General features: G+C 44.6%; 14 protein-coding genes and 1 tRNA gene. 12 read left to right on the top strand and 3 right to left on the bottom strand.

The genetic code is table 11. From position 1 onward, the window contains the following. Positions 1-62 precede the first annotated feature (62 nt). Positions 63-2057, top strand: a complete 1995-nt coding sequence (locus tag L1D44_RS14905; RefSeq protein WP_239891852.1) for a methyl-accepting chemotaxis protein — start codon at positions 63-65, stop codon at positions 2055-2057. A 176-nt stretch (positions 2058-2233) separates the two neighbouring features. Then, positions 2234-2323: transfer RNA gene (locus L1D44_RS14900), tRNA-Ser, on the top strand. Between the two features lie 72 nt (positions 2324-2395). Here L1D44_RS14900 and L1D44_RS14895 read toward each other — a convergent pair. Then, positions 2396-3043 carry a sulfotransferase family protein gene (locus L1D44_RS14895; RefSeq protein ID WP_239891849.1) on the bottom strand — a complete coding sequence of 216 codons (648 nt, stop codon included), beginning with the start codon at positions 3041-3043 and terminating at the stop codon, positions 2396-2398. Between the two features lie 80 nt (positions 3044-3123). After that, on the bottom strand, positions 3124-4581 hold the full coding sequence (gene cls, locus L1D44_RS14890) for a cardiolipin synthase (protein ID WP_239891847.1): 1458 nt from the start codon (positions 4579-4581) through the stop codon (positions 3124-3126). A gap of 166 nt (positions 4582-4747) precedes the next feature. Here cls and L1D44_RS14885 point away from each other — a divergent pair, with 166 nt between their 5' ends. From L1D44_RS14885 to L1D44_RS14870, 4 genes are all read left to right on the top strand, one after another. Beyond that, on the top strand, positions 4748-5629 hold the full coding sequence (locus L1D44_RS14885; RefSeq protein ID WP_239891845.1) for an endonuclease/exonuclease/phosphatase family protein: 882 nt from the start codon (positions 4748-4750) through the stop codon (positions 5627-5629). Positions 5630-5698: 69 nt separating this feature from the next. Then, positions 5699-7639: an ATP-dependent DNA helicase RecQ gene (locus tag L1D44_RS14880; RefSeq protein WP_239891843.1), complete on the top strand. Its 1941-nt coding sequence runs from the start codon at positions 5699-5701 to the stop codon at positions 7637-7639. 136 nt (positions 7640-7775) lie between these two features. Beyond that, on the top strand, positions 7776-9548 hold the full coding sequence (locus L1D44_RS14875) for a DUF885 domain-containing protein (RefSeq protein ID WP_239891841.1): 1773 nt from the start codon (positions 7776-7778) through the stop codon (positions 9546-9548). A gap of 150 nt (positions 9549-9698) precedes the next feature. Continuing rightward, positions 9699-10382: a response regulator transcription factor gene (locus L1D44_RS14870; RefSeq protein WP_239891839.1), complete on the top strand. Its 684-nt coding sequence runs from the start codon at positions 9699-9701 to the stop codon at positions 10380-10382. A gap of 78 nt (positions 10383-10460) precedes the next feature. On the opposite strand, the gene ald is transcribed toward L1D44_RS14870, so the two are convergent. Continuing rightward, positions 10461-11576: an alanine dehydrogenase gene (ald, locus tag L1D44_RS14865; RefSeq protein ID WP_239891837.1), complete on the bottom strand. Its 1116-nt coding sequence runs from the start codon at positions 11574-11576 to the stop codon at positions 10461-10463. Between the two features lie 180 nt (positions 11577-11756). Here ald and lrp point away from each other — a divergent pair, with 180 nt between their 5' ends. The 6 genes from lrp to serS all read left to right on the top strand — a co-directional run bounded on the left by lrp (position 11757) and on the right by serS (position 18697). Continuing rightward, the gene (gene lrp / locus L1D44_RS14860; protein ID WP_220769878.1) at positions 11757-12260 is read left to right on the top strand and encodes a leucine-responsive transcriptional regulator Lrp; all 504 of its coding nucleotides are present in this window, start codon (positions 11757-11759) and stop codon (positions 12258-12260) included. Between the two features lie 189 nt (positions 12261-12449). Then, a complete protein-coding gene (locus L1D44_RS21860; RefSeq protein ID WP_239891835.1) occupies positions 12450-14990 on the top strand; it encodes a DNA translocase FtsK in 2541 nt (846 codons plus the stop codon). A 67-nt stretch (positions 14991-15057) separates the two neighbouring features. Next, positions 15058-15684, top strand: a complete 627-nt coding sequence (lolA, locus tag L1D44_RS14850; RefSeq protein WP_239891833.1) for an outer membrane lipoprotein chaperone LolA — start codon at positions 15058-15060, stop codon at positions 15682-15684. A 9-nt stretch (positions 15685-15693) separates the two neighbouring features. Next, positions 15694-17025: a replication-associated recombination protein A gene (locus tag L1D44_RS14845; protein WP_239891831.1), complete on the top strand. Its 1332-nt coding sequence runs from the start codon at positions 15694-15696 to the stop codon at positions 17023-17025. Beyond that, positions 17018-17392 (top strand): fluoride efflux transporter CrcB, encoded by a 375-nt coding sequence (crcB, locus tag L1D44_RS14840; protein WP_239891829.1) that lies wholly within the window; start codon positions 17018-17020, stop codon positions 17390-17392. The genes L1D44_RS14845 and crcB overlap by 8 nt, the downstream gene beginning before the upstream one ends. Positions 17393-17410: 18 nt before the next feature. Next, positions 17411-18697, top strand: a complete 1287-nt coding sequence (gene serS, locus L1D44_RS14835) for a serine--tRNA ligase (RefSeq protein ID WP_239891827.1) — start codon at positions 17411-17413, stop codon at positions 18695-18697. Positions 18698-18889: the final 192 nt, after the last annotated feature.

Raw genomic sequence — 18889 nt, 5'->3', positions numbered from 1 at the left:
ATAAATAGTTTCGACTATGCTAAGGCAACAAAAAATAATATTTAAACAGGGTTGTTTAAAATATGAAGCAAACTTGGATCGCTAATCTCAGCTTAAAGCAAAAGTTTCTTATTCTTATTCTCCCGCCACTTTTTACGTCAGTGGTTTTCGGAGGCCTCTATGCTAAGACTCAATACCAATTAAAAAGCCAATTAACAGAAGTGCTTGTGTTAAGTCAACTTGCTGTAACCAATGGTAATGTGGTGCATGAATTACAGAAAGAGCGGGGAATGAGTGCCGGGTTTATCGGCTCAAAGGGTCAAGCATTTACACAAAAATTACCGGTACAGCAAAATGAGACCGATGCTTCTCTTGAGGTTTATCGGCAGTTTATCAATAGCAGTAAGCTACCAAATACATTTTCAACACAGATAACACGGGTTGACTCCCTAATTGCTCAGATCCCATCAATGCGGACTCGAGTGTCAGCGCTATCTGTTTCCGTTGCTGAAGAGGTGAAGTTCTACTCAGAACTCAATGCGCTGCTGCTCAGTATTGTCGACTTGACCGCGACCAATGCCGCAAATCAGGAGATAGCGATTAGGGCCGCTGCATTTTCGGCTTACCTTCAGATGAAGGAGCGAGCCGGTATTGAGCGCGCAGTACTCAGTTCGACCTTTGGTAATCAGGGATTTAAAGAGGGGGTATATCGCCGCTTTGTCACCTTAGTCGCCGAGCAGGCAAGCTATCAAGAGCGCTTTATCGCCTTGGCTGATGAGCAAAGTAAGGCTGATTACCAAGCTTTACTAAATGCTAAAGCCGTTCAAGGTGTTACACAGTATAGAAACCTTGCTTTTAATCAGTTAGCCTCGGAAATCGCTAGTCAGGATGCAGAGCTGTGGTTTCAAACATCGACTCAACGTATCGAATTATTAAGAAAATTTGAGCACGAGCTGTCAAGTGCACTGGTTTTGGTTACTGAGCAGCGGTTATCGGCGGCCACACAAAGTTTCTATGTCACCCTTGTAGGGCTTTTGTTTGCAGCAAGTTTGGTTCTGACGCTCTCTTTATTTGTACTACGTTATATTCACCGAAGCGTTGCCAACTTACACAACAGTGTCACTTGTGCTAGGGCTAATTTTGATCTGAGTATTCGGATAGATCAAAACAGTAAAGATGAGTTTGGTGAGTTGGCCGTAGCCTTTAATGAGATGATGTCAGACTTTGAACGTGTTATTGATCATGTCCGTAAAAACTCAACCTCCTTATTGGCGGCCGTGTCTCAGATGGAGCAATACTCCACTCAATTGCGTCAGGATGTGGAGTTAGGTCACGGCGAAGCCGAGCAAGTGGCCTCCGCTATGACAGAGATGAGTGCCACGGTGGCGGAGATTGCGATTAATGCTGAGCGAGCATCAGAGGCATCGACTCAAGCGAGTACCGAGGCGAAAGAGGGCAATGCCGAAGTCGGCCGTACCAGCGATGCTATCGGTGTGCTTGCAGATGATATTCAAGACTCGGCTAAGGCGCTAGAACAACTTGAGCAGGACATTCAAAACATTGTTGCTGTGTCAGACGTTATTAGCGGTATCGCCGAGCAAACTAACCTTCTGGCACTCAATGCCGCTATTGAAGCGGCGAGAGCTGGGGAGTCTGGTAGAGGTTTTGCCGTGGTCGCCGATGAAGTGCGTGGTTTAGCCCAGCGAGCTCAAACTGCGACTGGTGATATTAAGTCCATGACAGATAGGCTACGTAGTGGCGCCAATACGGCAGTATCGGCCATGGAACGCGGTACGAATCAAACAAATGAGAGCGTTATTGAAGCCAATAAAGCCAGTTGTGAACTCGACAAAATCGTTAATCATATCGGTGTTATTGAGAGTATGAACGAGCAGATTGCGGCAGCAACCCATGAGCAAAGCGCAGTTGCAGAAGAGGTGAATAGGAACGCGTTAAAAATTAGTGAGATTTATCTGCAAACCCATGAGGTCGCCGACCAATTAAGCTCTCTCACGGATAAGCTAGTTGAAGACACTGCCGAGATGTCTAAAGAGGTGAAAAAGTTCAAGTTGAGCTGAACCTAGGTATAAAAAGGCGTTAACTGGCTAGCAATTACGCAAACGCTTGAGAATACGGTTGTTTGGCTTGACGCAATAGGGGCTTTTCAGTAAAGTAGCGCTCCGTTGATAGCAAATGTCCGATTCGGGTTTTTAGCGACAACCGTGATGATTATACACGTAAAATTAATTAGTTTGGTGAGCTGGCTGAGTGGCTGAAGGCGCACGCCTGGAAAGTGTGTTTAGGTTAACCCCTAACGAGAGTTCGAATCTCTCGCTCACCGCCAAATTCTAAGAAGCCCGTTATCGATAGATAACGGGCTTTTTGCTGTCTGTTGTTTATCTATTTTAAATCTTTCCTAAGTCGTTGCCCGCTTGCCTATGTAATCAAAGAATTTTCTGCGTAGAGGACCGCTGCTATTGGCACTAACCTTATTTGGATGTTTGTATTCGTCCCAGCTGGCAACATTTTTGCCAATGTTCAGATGTGGAAACCGCGGGGAGCCTTTGACTTCTAGCCCTAGAAACGTGAGTAGTTTGGTTAAGCTCTGTTCATCACGGATGTTGATCCGAATCAAATCATCTCGACCATCAAAATAGCTCAGAACCTGCTGCCTATGATTCAAGTAGCACTTCTCTAAATGGGCCGGCGCATCGGGAATATCAGTCTTATCCAACTCGAAAGTCAGGTTAAAGCTGCGCTTGAGTACTGGGTGAAATGTCCCTGTGTTTGGGTCTAACTGTGCTTTCATCTTATTTATCAGCATCTGCATGGAGGGCAGCCAGAGTGACAATTCTCGCTCTAGATAAACAAATTTAGAGTTAGGGAAAAGCTTATCTAACTCTCGGTAGTCACAGAAACAGGGGGCATCGGAGACTATATCGGCAAGTTGAAACGCCTGCTGAGTATAAGCGGTATGGGCGACCTTAAAGCCGTAATCTAACATGGCCACACTGATACTAGTGGTGCCGGTACGTGGAAGGCCGATAATAAAAACTTTGTTCATAGCGATCCAAAATATTGTCGCGCCATAGTTTGAGCAGGCGCGAGGCGAGTTTCAGGCTTGGTTTCTGGTTCAGAGAATGACTATAGTAGCGGGCTAAATAGATAGAAAATTCGCTCTGCCGCACGGCTTGGCAGAGAGCGTTTTTCCCACTGCTTGGCACAAAGTTGATCGCAGTTTTTAAGATAGTCCTGCTGAACCTGCTCTAGCTTTTGAGTAAAGCCCAGATTATCCACTGCTAGGGTCACTTCAAAGTTGAGCCATAAGCTGCGCATATCCCAGTTTACCGTACCGATTAAACAGTGATTGCTATCGATGACAACAGATTTTGTGTGCAGCAGGCCGCCTTTAAAGCGGTGAATATTAACTCCGGCCTCTAATAATTCGCTAAAAAATGCGCGGCTAGCCCACTCAACCATCAGGGAGTCATTTTTATCGGGGACGATAAGGTCGACCTTCACATTACGTTGGGCAGCGATAATAAGCGCCATATGCAGGTTGTCACTCGGTACGAAGTAGGGGGTTGTAATAACGATACTCTTTGAAGCCTGATAGATGCTTTGCAGCAGTACGCGATGGATCACCTCTTCGCGCATACCGGGTCCTGAGGGGATCACCTGCACTAAATCGGTGATCTCACTGTCCTCATGAGACAAACATTTTGGCTGTTCGGGTAAAAAGCGCTCGTTAGTTTCGACTTCCCAGTCCCAAGCGTGAATGCTATTGAGAACTGGAACTGAAGTGCCGGTGATCCGGACCATCACATCGATCCATTCACCAACCCCGGCGTCTTGATTAAAATACTTGGGATCCACAAGATTCATCGAACCCGTATAGGCAATTTCGTTATCTATTACCACAATTTTTCGATGTAATCTCAGATCTAAGCGCCTAAAGAACATACGGAAAGGTGAAACCTGCAGTGCACTGATCACCTCAATGCCACTCTTTTTCATTAGCTTTGGCCATGGACTCTTGAAGAAGTGTCGCGAACCTGCCGCATCCAGTAATAAACGAACTTTTACGCCTCTTTCTGCACTATTTATCAAAGCGTGAGCCACATCGTCGGCTCGGCCTCCCGGATGCCAGATATAAAACTCAAGTAAAATTGTCTCTTTAGCCTGCTCAATGTCTTCAATTAGGTTTGCTAAGATCTCGTAAGTTTCACTACACAGAGTGAGGTGGTTATCGGCTAGAGCGGGTATGCCGACCTGTTTCTCGCATATTGCACTGATAGACTGACCATAGAGGCTTGCGACATGGGGGCGGTATTGACGATATTCATAGAGTTTCTTAAACCATTCTCCATAGGGTTTGAACATCAGCTCCGCACGTACGGCCCTTTTTTTGCCAAGGTTTAATTCACCAAATAGCAGGTAGGCGAAAGCGCCGCCTAAAGGCACGATATAGATGATCATTAACCAGGCTAAAGAGACGCCAATAGAGCGCCGTTTGGCCACGACTCTTATGCTTATGCCGGCTATGATGAGCCAGTAAAGAAATACGCCAGCTATGGTCAGTAGCTGGTAAAATTCATACATGTTGTGTCTGATAGTCTTACCCTCAGTCGCTAAGCTCTAAAACCTGTGGTAAACGGTGAACTTAGCAAACCAACCTCTTGTTTGAATGATTATGTGACTAACACTAATAAGCTATTATAATGAAAAGATTACTTTAAATCTAAGTACAAGGTTGAATAAGTCCATTATGGCGAAAATTGTCCGCAAACTGCTTCTTCTTTTACTTATCACAGCCGTTGCATTGGCTATATATGTGTATGACGCCTCTGTGATCCCTGCCGATGATACATTGGTGACAAACCTCAACCCGCCTAAAGCGTCGGCGCAGTGTATGACACAGGCTTCAGACGGCGTGCTAGATAGATATGGCAAGCTCGACGTCTCCACCTGGAACTTATATAAACAGAAAGGCGATGGTTGGCAAGAAACATTAAAGCAATTGGTTGACCGCTCAGATCTGCTGTTACTGCAGGAGGCTCAATTGACTGTTGAGCTCAATGATTTCGTCAATTCGCTCAAGCTAGATATGTTACTTGCCAAAGCCTTTAATTTTTCAGGCGTGCCGGTTGGGGTGATGAATTTGTCTCGAGAGTCGGCGGTGAGCAGTTGTGTTTTCAGAAAAGCTGAGCCTTATATCAAATACCCTAAGTCAATGTTGATTTCATATTATTTATTATCGGATAGCAGCCAACTGTTGGTGATAAATATTCATAGCATTAATTTCACGTTTGGGACTGTAGACTATAAGGCACAACTTGGGGTGGTGGAGCAGGCTATACGGGACCATCAAGGCCCAATTATCTTCGCCGGAGATATGAATACCTGGAGTGATGAGCGAGGAGAGGTCATTAACCAGTTGGTACGCCAAACTGGACTTACCGAAGCGATCCCAAGTGTCGACTCTAGAAGTAAGGTTCTTGGTCACAATCTCGACCATATTTTTTATCGTGATTTAGAGCTGGTTAAAGCGGAATCAATTTTAACCTCTAGCTCGGATCATAACCCGGTAAAAGCCTATTTCAGGGTTAAAAAACAGCGTCCAGTAAAAAACCTTACTCCAGCAAGCTAATGCAGAAAATGGGCTCAGAACGCTTATTGACATTGCACTCGAACCCACAAACTTAATACAGGAATAACTATGGATAACGCCCTTGCGTTACTAAATCGCTACTTTGGTTTTGACCAGTTTCGCGAGGGACAACAAGAGGTTGTCGAAAATATTTTAGCGGGTAATAGCGCAGCTGCAATTTTCCCTACAGGCTCAGGCAAATCTTTATGCTATCAGCTACCCGCCTTAGCATTGCCTCATTTAACTTTAGTCGTGTCACCGCTACTTGCACTCATGGATGATCAGTTACAGTTTCTTAAAAATAAGGGCATTGCTGCTGCGTCTATCGACTCGACTCAAACGAATGAGCAGTCTAGTGCCGTTATCGAGGGCGTGACAGAGGGGCGAATTAAGATCTTAATGATATCGGTAGAGCGTCTAAACAATGAACGCTTTAGACGTTTTATCGCATCAGTACCTATCTCTATGTTGGTGATAGATGAAGCACACTGTATTTCCGAGTGGGGGCATAACTTTAGGCCTGACTATCTCAAACTACCAGCCTATCAAAGACAACTTAAGATCCCCCTGGTCTTGCTACTGACCGCGACCGCAACACCTAAGGTGATCGAGGATATGGGCAAGAAGTTCTCTATCGCGCAGCAATGCGTCACCTTAACGGGTTTTTATCGCTCGAACCTTAACTTGCAGGCCGTAGGGATCCCATCTCGTGACAAGTTGAGTTATCTCTCTCAGTGGCTCGAGACAAGAAAAGGCCAGAGTGGCATTGTCTATGTGACCCTTCAACAAACGGCTGAGTTTGTGGCAACCGAGTTAGTAAAATCAGGATATTCGGCGCTTGCTTATCATGCAGGGATGGATAGCGATAAACGTAAATCTATTCAGTCTCAGTTTATGAACGGTGAGGTGCCTATTATCGTTGCCACCATCGCATTCGGAATGGGGATTGATAAGAGCGATATTCGCTTTGTTGCCCATTATGATCTGCCTAAGTCGATAGAGAATTACGCTCAGGAGATAGGTCGCGCCGGACGTGATGGTTTTAGTTCAGACTGTTTGGTGCTGGCTAATAGGGACAATCTTAACGTACTTGAAAATTTCGTCTATGGTGACACGCCAGAGCTAAGCGCCATCGAATTTGTGATAGAGGAGATTAAGCGTGACTCTCACAATAACGGCGTCTGGGAACTTATGTTAAACCCCTTGTCTAGCGCTTCTAACATTAGGATCTTAAGCTTAAAAACGCTTCTGGTGTATTTGGAGATGTTACGAGTTCTTAAACCTAAATACAGCTACTTCGCCGAATATCGATTTAAGCTACTGTGTCCGATAGAAGTGGTTTTGGCTAAATTTGATCACGATAGGCAAGTGTTTATCAACGCCGTTATCGATAGCTCACAAAAGGCCAAGCTCTGGTATAGCGCAGATTTTGACGCCCTTGAGGAAAAGATACCAAACAGTAGGGACCGAGCAATTAAGGCGCTCGATTACCTCCATCAAAAGCAACTTATTGAATTACAAAGCAAGCAGTTAACTCAAGTTTATCAGGTCTTCAGTGCTAACATCGATGATTCAATCGCGCTAAAGTTATTTAATCGCTTTAGCGTGAAAGAGCAGAGCGAAATAAAGCGCATTAATCAACTTGTGGACTATTTTGATAGTGAGTCTTGTTTAAGCCTCCAGCTGGCACAATACTTTGCCGATCCTCGATTAACGCAACCTTGCGGTCACTGTAGTGTATGTAACGGTCATAGCGCTAAACTGCCAGCTACTGTAGAGCTGACGCCCTTAAGTCAATTTGACTTCGATGAACTGTGTAAAGAGGCAATAACTAAACTCGGTAAGCATTTAACGCCAGTATTGCTTACTCGCTATCTATGTGGCTTAACAACGCCAATTTTTACTAAATTGAAGATGCGTCAAGTGAAAGCCTTTGGCCAATTCGAACAGTATCGTTTTGCCGATGTCTTGTTATGGGCTGAAGCAAAATTGTCTTCGTCCTCATACTAATAGGTGCTTAGTCTCCATTGTGTAACAAAGCTTGTTATATTGGGTTTAGTTACTGAAAAAAAGAGTAGAACATGATTTACTGAGTCGTTAAAAAAAGTGGCAAAGACCACGAACTTACAAATTAAGGGACGAAACCATGAAAAGAGCCATGCTGCCTTTGGCAATAGCGCTTTCTTTGGCGAGCTTAACGGCTTGCCAAAGTCAGCAAACAGTCGAACCGGTTGCCGCAGAGATCACCGATCAGAATGTGGCATTTTCCCAATTTAGTACCAACTTCATTGATGCCTTGTGGTTAGAATCACCGACGTGGGCATTATACAGTGGCTTTCATAAATATGATGGCATATTGAAAGTACCTAATGCTGAGACCCGCCAAGCCAGTTTAGCCTTTGTTGAAGCTCAACAGGCGCTATTGGCAAAGTTTGACACTCAGTCAATGACACCTGCAATGGTTACCGATTATCGTCTTATCGAAAATTTGCTTGCTGAAATGAAGTGGGACATCGAGACCTTTAAGTCGTGGCAGTGGGATCCGTCCCGTTATAATGTTTCTGGCGGCTTTGCACAGATCATTAATGAAGACTTCGCTCCACTGAGCGAGCGCCTACGCTCTGTAACGGCCAGAATGGAAAATGTGCCAGCTTATTACGCTGCCGCACGAGAGAACATTCACAATCCTACTCTTGAGCATACTCAACTTGCCATCATGCAGAATCAGGGAGCATTCGCGGTTTTCTCAAAAGAGCTACTCGATCAAGCAATTAAGTCAGATCTAACCAATGAAGAGAAGGCATTATTTGCTAATCGCTTCAATAAGGTGACAATTGCTATTAACGAGCATATCGACTGGTTAAAAGCCTTAGAGTCCAAGCTTGAGAAACAAGGGGCGAGAAGTTTCCGCATTGGCGCTGAGCTTTATGAGCAAAAATTTGCCTATGACATTCAAGCTGGCATGTCGGGTAAGTCGCTTTATGAGAAAGCAGTAGCGGATAAAAATCGTGTCCAAGCCGAAATGGCAAAGATCACCGACAAGATTTGGGGTAAATATTTCGACACAGCGAAACCTAAAAACGATAAAGTCGCAATTAAACAATTAATTGATAAGTTGTCGGCTAAGCATGTTAAGCGTGATGATTTTGTTGATGAGGTACGCGCTCAGATCCCAGAACTTGTCGCTTTTGTTAATGAAAAAAATCTCGTCACTCTGGATCCCAACAAACCACTAGTTGTCCGTGAGACCCCCGCCTATATGCGTGGTTATGCCGGCGCTTCTATAAGTGCACCGGGGCCCTATGAAAAATCGGGGAATACTTATTACAATGTCACTCCCCTTGACGGCATGAGTGATGAGTCGGCAGAAAGTTATCTTAGAGAGTATAATCACTGGATTCTGCAAGTACTCAATATCCATGAAGCGATCCCCGGACATTACACTCAACTTGTTTACTCAAATGAGTCTCCAAGCCTTATTAAGAGTCTATTTGGCAATGGCGCCATGGTTGAAGGCTGGGCGGTATACACCGAGCGTATGATGCTGGAAGAGGGCTATGGTAACTTCGAGCCAGAGATGTGGCTAATGTACTATAAGTGGAATCTTCGCGTAATTTGCAACACGATTCTCGATTACAGTATTCAAGTTAACGGCATGACAGAGTCTCAAGCGCTAGACTTGATGATGAATGAAGCCTTTCAACAACGAGCCGAGGCTGAGGGTAAATGGCGACGCGCAACATTGAGTCAGGTTCAGTTGACTAGCTATTACTCAGGTTATCGTGAAATCTATGACTTTAGGGAAGAGTATAAGACGAAAAAGGGCGATGACTTCGATCTGAAGGCCTTCCATGAAGAGTTTTTAAGTTATGGCAGCGCACCCGTTAAATATATTCGGGAATTGATGTTAAACAAGTAGAATCACACTCAGTTAGTCAAGGCCAGTTACAGTGCGTAACTGGCTTTTTTATTAGTCGTTGTAAATAAACTTGTTACTACAAGGGACTAGTCAAACCGTCTTACATATTGTAATCTTAATGGGAATTATTCGTATTTAGGTTTATGTGTGATGAAACAGGTTTTATTGGTGGATATGGATTCTGCCTCTAGGGGGGCCCTGCAACAGGTGCTTGCTGCCGAAGGTTATGATGTCGCAGTGGGAAACTGTTCAGAACAGGGTTTATTAAAACCCACTTTCGCTTCGGCGGACTTGATATTATTAGCACTCGATATAAATGATACCAGCGCACTGGTACGCATCTCATCGCTTGGGGGAAGTAAACCGATAATGGTGCTCTCTACTTCTGATAAAGAGGTAGACAGAATAAAGGCTTATGAGCTTGGCGCCGATGACTATATGGTACGACCTTTTAATCCACGAGAATTATCTATCCGAATGCAGGCATTATGTCGTAGGGTAGACAGCACAACCAATAAAGTTAGACTCGCCCATGATGGGGCCATCAAAATAGCCTTTGACGATAGTTGCTTCACTGTCTCGATTTCAGAAACTTCGGTCTCCTTAACCCAGACAGAGTTTAGCCTATTTAAGTACCTTTTTGAGCGAAAGGGGCAGGTAATAACTAAACAGGAGTTGCAACAACGTATTTTACATAAAGAGTTGGGACAGTTTGATCGTAACCTCGATATGCATATTAGTAACACTCGGCGTAAGTTAGCGGCTAAGGAGTTACCCAAGAGCCTAATTAATACGGTGAGGGGGAAAGGTTACAGTATTTCTGCAGCGGTTTAATTCTGGCGCTGTTTAATAGGTGTGTTGTTTACGCACAAAAAAGGGAGCCTCTGGCTCCCTTTTTGATTATTCCTGAATTTATTTCAATAATATCATTGGGTCGACGAACTCAAAGTTAAGCGCTTCAGCCACTTCTTCACAAGTGATCTTTCCATGCATAACATTCAAGCCGTTAAGCAAATGCTTATCTTGCAGTAATGCTTTACGGTAGCCAAGCTCAGCAAGCTTGATTATGTATGGCAGGGTCGCATTGTTTAGTGCAAACGTCGATGTACGTGCTACCGCTCCCGGCATATTAGCCACGCAGTAATGTACAACGTCGTCAACGATGTAGGTTGGATCTTGGTGAGTAGTTGCATGAGAGGTTTCAATACAGCCGCCCTGATCGATAGCGACATCGACAATCGCTGAACCAGGCTTCATGCGCTTGATGTGCTCTTTAGTGACTAGCTTTGGTGCTGCAGCACCAGGGACCAATACGCCGCCAATGACAAGGTCCGCTTCAAGCACATGCTTCTCAATCGCGTCAGCAGTAGAGTAAATGGCTTTTACTTTATTATCGAACTGGGCATTCAAACGACGAAGAGCATCGATGCTGCGATCTAGGATAACAACGTCAGCGCCAAGGCCTACAGCCATTTGGGCGGCATTTGTGCCGACCATACCACCACCAATAATAACGACCTTAGCTGGCTCTACACCTGGTACGCCACCGAGTAACATACCGCGGCCACCCATAGATTTCTCAAGCGCCATGGCACCAGCTTGAATTGACATGCGGCCAGCGACTTCAGACATAGGTGCAAGTAGAGGAAGAGCGCCACGATCATCGGTTACTGTTTCGTAGGCGATACAGACAGAGCCACTTTTAATAAGGTCTTCTGTTTGAGGGAGGTCAGGAGCAAGATGAAGATAGGTAAATAGCAACTGATCTTCACGTAGCATTGCACGCTCAACGGCTTGGGGTTCCTTCACTTTCACAATCATTTCAGATTGTGCAAAAACCTCTGCTGCTGTGTCGAGGATTTTGGCACCCACATCGATATAATCTTGATTCGAAAAACCAATGCCTGAGCCAGCATTTGTCTCAATAAAAACCTCATGACCACGCAGGGTCAATTCACGTACACTTGATGGAACCATGCCAACACGATATTCGTGGTTTTTGATTTCTTTTGGAACGCCTATAATCATCTTCGAGCCTCAAATTCGCATAAAAACCCATTTTGTATGGGTGTAATTGTTATTTTATCTAGCCTGAACGTGAATGTTTCAGGGAAATCTAGTATAGTATTCATTCTGCAGTTTATGCTGCTGAAGTTTTCATAAAACTAGCAAATAATATCGTTGTAGTTGCCAACCAGGGTTATAAATATGGTTAATAATAAAAAGAGTCCTATAAAAGACTTAGATCGTATAGATAGAAATATACTTAACGAGTTACAGATTGATGGCCGAATTTCAAACGTAGAGCTATCAAAACGTGTAGGACTGAGTCCAACGCCTTGCCTCGAAAGGGTAAAAAGGTTGGAAAAACAAGGCTACATCAAGGGCTATACAGCACTTGTAAACCCTCATTACTTGGGCGCTTCGCTACTTGTTTTCGTTGAGATCACACTAAACCGCGATACAGCTGAAGTATTTGATAAGTTTAATAAAGCCGTTCAATTACTCGATGATATTCAAGAGTGTCACTTGGTTTCTGGTGATTTCGACTACTTATTGAAGACTCGAGTGTCTGATATGTCTGCATATCGTCGTTTATTGGGTGAAACACTGCTAAAACTTCCAGCAGTTTCAGATACTCGTACTTACGTAGTAATGGAAGAGGTTAAACAAACAAATCGCGTTGCTATCAATACGGTTTCAGAGCTTTAACCCTGTGCTAAACCGAAAAAGGAGCCTAAATGGCTCCTTTTTTTATACAAAATACAAAATGATACAAAATGATGCAAAATCAAAAAGTGCATAATTATGCGCGTGCCCACATTCGTTTCAAACGCTGCATAAACTCTTAATTTCTGGTATCTTGTAGCTAATTAACGTTTTTTTAGTGTAGGTTTTCCATTGTCTAAGGGAAATAGTGTTAAAACGCTTTCAGGCGTACAACGGCTATTAGAAGGTAGTCTCATCATCTGTTGCATGTTGGCAACATACGTTCTAATCGCATTAAGTAGCTTCCACTCCTCCGACCCAGGCTGGAGTCAGGCCAATTTTGGCGGAGAAATTAATAACTTAACCGGCGCTGTTGGTGCTTGGTTAGCCGATGTATTATTTTATTTCTTCGGGTATTGTGCCTACATCATACCTATCATAATCGCCCTGACGGGATGGTTACTCTTTAAACGTACCCATAAGTTACTCGAAATTGATTATTTTTCAGTAGGTCTACGCTTAATAGGCTTTCTGCTTATCGTTCTGAGTCTTGCTGCATTATCTAGCATGAACGCCAATGGTATTTACGGTTTCTCGGCCGGAGGCGTTGCTGGAGATGTGATCGGCCAAGCCATGTTGCCGTACTTTAATAAGCTCGGCACAACATTATTGCTGCTCTGCTTCGTCTGTGCCGGTTTTACCCTTCTCACGGGGATCAGTTGGTTGACCGTTGTTGATTTAACTGGGTATGCGACGATATGGCTATTTAAGGCGGTTAGGGACCTACCCAATAAGTTTAAGCCTGAACTAGGCGACACCGAAGACACAAGAGGGTTCTTGTCCGTTGTCGAGCGCTTTAAAGAGCGCCGTAATAAGGCACAATACCCAGAGGGCGAAGATGACGACGAAGGCTCATATGAAGAAGAGCCTTCGCCTCAACCACCGCTTACTAAGAAACAATCTAAAGTTGAGTTCGCGACAGCTAGGGTGGAGCCTCAGATCATTGAACCATCATTGGATATGAGCCAAGTTAAAGAGGTTGCCGCAGAGCCAAGCATCGAAGCGCCTTTGGTAAGTGACAACGCCGATGAAGTTGAGTCTATCGATTTTAATAGCGATGCTTCAACGACTGCCGTTAATACGGTTAAACGTAAAGAAGAGGAAAAAGCCAAAGTCGTCGATGGCATCGTGGTATTGCCAGGGCAAGACGTTGAGCAGGCACGTCCTCCAATGGCACCTTTACCTTGTATCTCATTGCTAGATGTGCCAAATCGAAAAGCGAACCCAATTAGCCAAGAAGAGCTTGAACAGATAGGTAAACTGGTCGAAGTGAAGTTAGCCGACTTTAATATTACCGCTAATGTTGTCGGTGTTTACCCAGGCCCTGTGGTCACCAGATTTGAACTAGAACTCGCTCCGGGGGTTAAAGCCTCAAAGATCACCAATTTATCTAAGGATTTAGCACGTTCTCTGTTAGCTGAAAATGTGCGAGTCGTCGAAGTGATCCCTGGTAAAGCGTATGTCGGTCTAGAGCTACCCAATAAATTCCGCGAAACAGTGTTTATGCGAGATGTGCTCGATTGCGAAGACTTCAGAGATAACCCATCACACCTTAGCATGGTGCTTGGTGCTGATATTGGCGGTAAGCCAGTCGTTGTAGACTTAGGCAAGATGCCGCACCTTTTGGTTGCCGGTACCACCGGCTCGGGTAAGTCTGTTGGTGTTAACGTGATGATCACCAGCTTACTTTATAAGTCCGGGCCAGACGACGTACGCTTTATCATGATCGACCCCAAAATGCTTGAGCTATCTGTGTATGAGGGGATCCCGCACCTTCTTTGTGAGGTGGTTACCGATATGAAGGAAGCGGCTAACTCGCTGCGTTGGTGCGTAGGTGAAATGGAACGTCGTTATAAGCTGATGTCGGCTTTAGGGGTTAGAAATCTAAAAGGCTATAACGCTAAGATAAAAGAAGCGAAAGAGGCGGGTGAGCCAGTCTTCGATCCGCTTTGGAAGGCGTCAGAAAGTATGGATTCTGAAGCTCCAGAGTTAGATAAGTTACCTTCTATTGTTGTCGTGGTTGACGAATTTGCCGATATGATGATGATTGTTGGTAAGAAAGTAGAAGAGTTGATCGCTCGTATTGCGCAAAAGGCACGTGCGGCAGGTATACACTTGATCTTAGCGACGCAAAGACCCTCAGTGGACGTTATCACTGGCTTGATTAAGGCTAACATTCCAACACGAATGGCATTTCAGGTATCGTCTCGAATTGACTCTAGAACCATTCTAGATCAACAAGGGGCTGAAACCTTACTGGGTATGGGTGATATGCTTTATCTTCCACCTGGAACGAGTGTGCCCGTACGTGTACATGGTGCTTTTATCGATGATCATGAAGTTCACAAGGTCGTTGCCGATTGGCATGCTCGTGGTAAACCACAATATATCGATGAGATTTTACAAGGCTCTGCCGAAGGTGAACAAGTCCTGTTACCGGGTGAAGCCAGTGATAGTGAAGAAGAGATGGATGCTTTGTATGATGAAGCGGTCGCCTTTGTGACACAAAGCCGCCGCGGCTCTATCTCGAGCGTACAACGTAAGTTCAAAATCGGCTATAACCGCGCCGCTCGTATTATCGAGCAGATGGAACTTCAAGGCGTCGTCAGTGCCCAAGGACATAATGGTAATCGAGAGGTGTTGGCACCGCCACCACCAAAAGATTACGTCTAGCATCATTAAAGAACACTAAAGATATTCTGCGTAAAGCCTCATCCGAGGCTTTACCTTGGAGAGAAAAATGAAAAAAATCTTCACCTTGGTAGCATTTAGTTTGCCGTTGTTAAGCCACTTTCCAGCATTTGCAGACGCATCCGAAGACTTAAAGTTAAAGCTAACGGATATCCACACATTAAAAGCCAACTTTAATCAAACTGTGACTGACATTAACGAGAAAGTTATTCAAACCGGTGAGGGCGTATTTGCACTGTCTCATCCCAATCAGTTTTACTGGCATTTAACTGCGCCAGATGAATCTTTAATCGTTGCCGATGGTACCGATGTATGGATCTATAACCCATTTGCTGAAGAAGTGTCAGTAATGGATATCAACCAGGCGATTAATGCATCTCCCATCGCGCTATTAGTGCATTCAGACGATGCGACTTGGGCAAAATATAATGTCGTTAATGAGGGAGAGTGTTTTAAGATTAGTCCTAAAGAACTCGACAGTGGCGTATCGAAAGTGGAAGTGTGCTTTGATCAGCAACAACTGACTAAAATGGTCTTGAAAGATCAGCAGGGGAATGTCAGTGACTTCACCCTGACGAATCAGAGTTCGATAGCTGAAAATGACAAGCAGCTTTTTAAATTTATTGTCCCCGATGATGTAGATATTGATGATCAGCGTTTAAACGCCCCTAATTAAGAGAAGTTTGTGTCTAGTTTTAGTTTTGATTTTGCTCCGGATTTTCGCCCTCTAGCCGCAAGAATGAGGCCGGAAACATTAGAGCAGTATATCGGTCAATCTCACTTGCTTGGGGAAGGGCAACCTTTACGCCAAGCGCTTGAGGCTGGACGTGCACACTCGATGATGTTTTGGGGGCCGCCAGGCACTGGCAAAACCACATTAGCTGAGTTAGTCGCCCGTTATGCTAATGCCCATGTAGAGCGTATTTCAGCGGTGACTTCCGGCGTAAAAGAGATCCGTAGTGCCATCGAACACGCTAAAAACGTGGCTCAATCACGTGGTCAGCGCACCTTGTTATTTGTCGATGAGGTCCACCGTTTCAACAAAAGCCAGCAAGACGCTTTTCTGCCATTTATCGAAGATGGTACCGTCATTTTTGTTGGTGCCACCACCGAAAACCCCTCTTTTGAGATAAATAATGCATTGCTATCTCGTGCTCGGGTTTATGTGATTAAACAATTAGAGCCACAAGAGATAGAGCAGATCGTCCAGCAGGCGCTGCAAGACGAAGAACGCGGCTTGGGCAAGCGAAAGCTTACTCTACCCGCAGAAGTTGCGTTAAAACTGGCGCAAACTTGTGACGGTGACGCCCGGAAGGCGTTAAACCTGATTGAGCTTATGAGCGACATGCTCAAAGATGGCGATGCCTTTACCGAGGAGATGATCGTTCAGGTTGCAGGTCAGCAGTTAGCTGGCTTTGATAAAAATGGCGATCAATATTACGACCTAATTTCGGCAGTACATAAGTCTATTCGCGGTTCGGCTCCCGACGCTGCACTTTATTGGTATTGTCGAATGCTTGAGGGAGGATGCGACCCGCTTTACGTAGCACGTCGATTGTTGGCTATCGCATCAGAAGACATAGGTAATGCGGATCCTATGGCAATGACTGTCGCCGTTAATGCTTGGGAGTGTTTTCACCGAGTCGGCCCATCGGAGGGCGAGCGCGCGATAGCACAAGCCGTGTTGTATCTAGCTAGTGCCCCTAAAAGCAATGCAGTTTACACGGCATTTGCGAGAGCTCGGCAGCTTGCCAGAGAGACTGGACATGAGCCTGTACCTAAACACCTATGTAATGCACCGACTAAATTGATGCAAGAAATTGGTAACGGTGAAGGCTATCGTTACGCACATGATGAGCCCAATGCTTATGCATCTGGTGAAAAGTATATGCCACCATCTTTAACCGAACAGCAGTTTTATTATCCAACAGAACGTGGTTTTGAAAAGCGAATTAAAGATAAGCTGACTCAACTTCGGCAACTAGATGAACAAAGTAAGGTAAAAAGATATGAATAATGTTCTTTTTGTAGCCATAGGTGGCTCAATTGGGGCGGTTTTTCGCTATCTTATCTCATTATTGATGCTTCAGGTATTTGGTAGTGGATTTCCTTTTGGTACACTGGTCGTCAATATCTTAGGTTCGTTTTTAATGGGTGTTATTTTTGCACTCGGTCAAGTTAGCGAACTTAGCCCAGAGATTAAGGCGTTTATCGGGGTTGGCATGTTAGGAGCCCTGACCACGTTTTCTACTTTTTCCAATGAGACTTTGCTGTTGATACAACAGGGCCATTTGGTTAAAGCCGTATTGAATGTTGTTGTTAACGTCGGCGTATGTATTTTCGTCGTTTATCTAGGACAGCAATTGGTGTTTTCTCGTTTTTAACTATTAAGATAAAAAAATATGTTAGATCCAAAATTTTTACGCAGTGAATTAGAAGTGACCGCTGAGCGTCTTGCGACTCGTGGATTTATTTTAGATGTTGAGCGTTTAAGCAAGCTTGAAGAAACCCGCAAATCGTTACAAGTTGCGACCGAAGAACTACAAGCATCACGCAACGCCATCTCTAAGTCGATTGGTCAAGCGAAAGCAAAAGGCGAAGATGTTGCTCCTATTATGGCTCAAGTGGGCTCATTAGGCGCAGAGCTTGATGCGAAGAAAGCTGAACTTGCTGGGCTGTTAGAAGAATTAAACGCAATCGCAATGAGCGTACCTAACTTACCAGATGAGTCTGTACCAGCGGGTGCGGATGAGTCTGAAAATGTTGAAGTTCGTCGTTGGGGTACACCAAAAGAGTTCGACTTCGAAGTTAAAGATCATGTTGAACTTGGCGAAAACGTAAACGGTTTAGACTTTAAAAATGCCGTGAAGATCACAGGCTCACGCTTTATCGTGATGAAAGGTCAGATCGCTCGTATGCACCGCGCTCTTACGCAGTTCATGTTAGATCTACACACGACTGAGCACGGGTACACCGAAGCCTACGTACCATTATTGGTTAACGAAGACAGTTTACTCGGTACGGGTCAGCTACCTAAGTTTGGTGAAGACCTATTCCATACTAAGCCGGCAACAGAAGAAGGTCAGGGACTAAGCCTTATCCCTACCGCCGAAGTGCCGCTAACTAATCTCGTTCGCGATAGCATCGTCGATGAAGAAGAGCTACCAATTAAACTAACGGCGCATACGCCTTGTTTCAGAAGTGAAGCAGGTTCGTATGGCCGTGATACCCGTGGTTTGATCCGCCAGCATCAGTTTGACAAAGTTGAAATGGTTCAGCTTGTTAAACCTGAAGATTCAATGCAGGCTTTAGAAGAGCTAACCGGGCATGCGGAAACCGTACTACAGAAGCTAGGTTTACCATACCGTACCGTTGTTTTATGTACCGGTGATATGGGCTTTGGTTCGGCAAAAACATTTGACATCGAAGTGTGGCTACCAGCGCAAAATACTTACCGCGAGATCTCATCTTGCAGTAACATGCAAGACTTCCAAGCGCGTCGTATGCAAGCTCGTTATAAGGGTAAGGCAGATAAGAAGCCAAGCTTGTTGCATACCCTAAACGGCTCGGGTCTTGCTGTAGGTCGTACCTTAGTCGCTGTTATCGAAAACTACCAGAATGCCGATGGTTCTATCACGGTTCCAGAAGCACTACGTGGTTACATGGGCGGTCTAGAGAAAATCGGATAAGCGATTTTTAGCCTGCCAAAAAAGCCTTCACTTTTGTGAAGGCTTTTTTATTTCATAAAGAGCAAAAAAACAATCAGTTTATAGATTATATAATTGTGAATATTGGCCGATGATATTGTCGAATATTTATATTTTTCAGTATGAAATTGATAAAAGAATCGCTGAGCCTCAAAATTTACTAATAGTCGTAAA

This window comes from Shewanella sp. Isolate13, assembly GCF_022398325.1.
Classification (GTDB): domain Bacteria; phylum Pseudomonadota; class Gammaproteobacteria; order Enterobacterales; family Shewanellaceae; genus Shewanella.
Note: the sequence above shows the minus strand (reverse complement) of the source record. Positions and strands in the feature narration are given on the sequence as shown.

What these genes read in the sequence shown, in the direction of transcription:
- L1D44_RS14905 (WP_239891852.1), top strand. Translation starts at nt 63, where the DNA reads ATGAAGCAAACTTGGATCGCTAATCTCAGCTTAAAGCAAAAGTTTCTT.
- L1D44_RS14895 (WP_239891849.1), bottom strand. Translation starts at nt 3,043, where the DNA reads ATGAACAAAGTTTTTATTATCGGCCTTCCACGTACCGGCACCACTAGT.
- cls (WP_239891847.1), bottom strand. Translation starts at nt 4,581, where the DNA reads ATGTATGAATTTTACCAGCTACTGACCATAGCTGGCGTATTTCTTTAC.
- L1D44_RS14885 (WP_239891845.1), top strand. Translation starts at nt 4,748, where the DNA reads ATGGCGAAAATTGTCCGCAAACTGCTTCTTCTTTTACTTATCACAGCC.
- L1D44_RS14880 (WP_239891843.1), top strand. Translation starts at nt 5,699, where the DNA reads ATGGATAACGCCCTTGCGTTACTAAATCGCTACTTTGGTTTTGACCAG.
- L1D44_RS14875 (WP_239891841.1), top strand. Translation starts at nt 7,776, where the DNA reads ATGAAAAGAGCCATGCTGCCTTTGGCAATAGCGCTTTCTTTGGCGAGC.
- L1D44_RS14870 (WP_239891839.1), top strand. Translation starts at nt 9,699, where the DNA reads ATGAAACAGGTTTTATTGGTGGATATGGATTCTGCCTCTAGGGGGGCC.
- ald (WP_239891837.1), bottom strand. Translation starts at nt 11,576, where the DNA reads ATGATTATAGGCGTTCCAAAAGAAATCAAAAACCACGAATATCGTGTT.
- lrp (WP_220769878.1), top strand. Translation starts at nt 11,757, where the DNA reads ATGGTTAATAATAAAAAGAGTCCTATAAAAGACTTAGATCGTATAGAT.
- lolA (WP_239891833.1), top strand. Translation starts at nt 15,058, where the DNA reads ATGAAAAAAATCTTCACCTTGGTAGCATTTAGTTTGCCGTTGTTAAGC.
- crcB (WP_239891829.1), top strand. Translation starts at nt 17,018, where the DNA reads ATGAATAATGTTCTTTTTGTAGCCATAGGTGGCTCAATTGGGGCGGTT.
- serS (WP_239891827.1), top strand. Translation starts at nt 17,411, where the DNA reads ATGTTAGATCCAAAATTTTTACGCAGTGAATTAGAAGTGACCGCTGAG.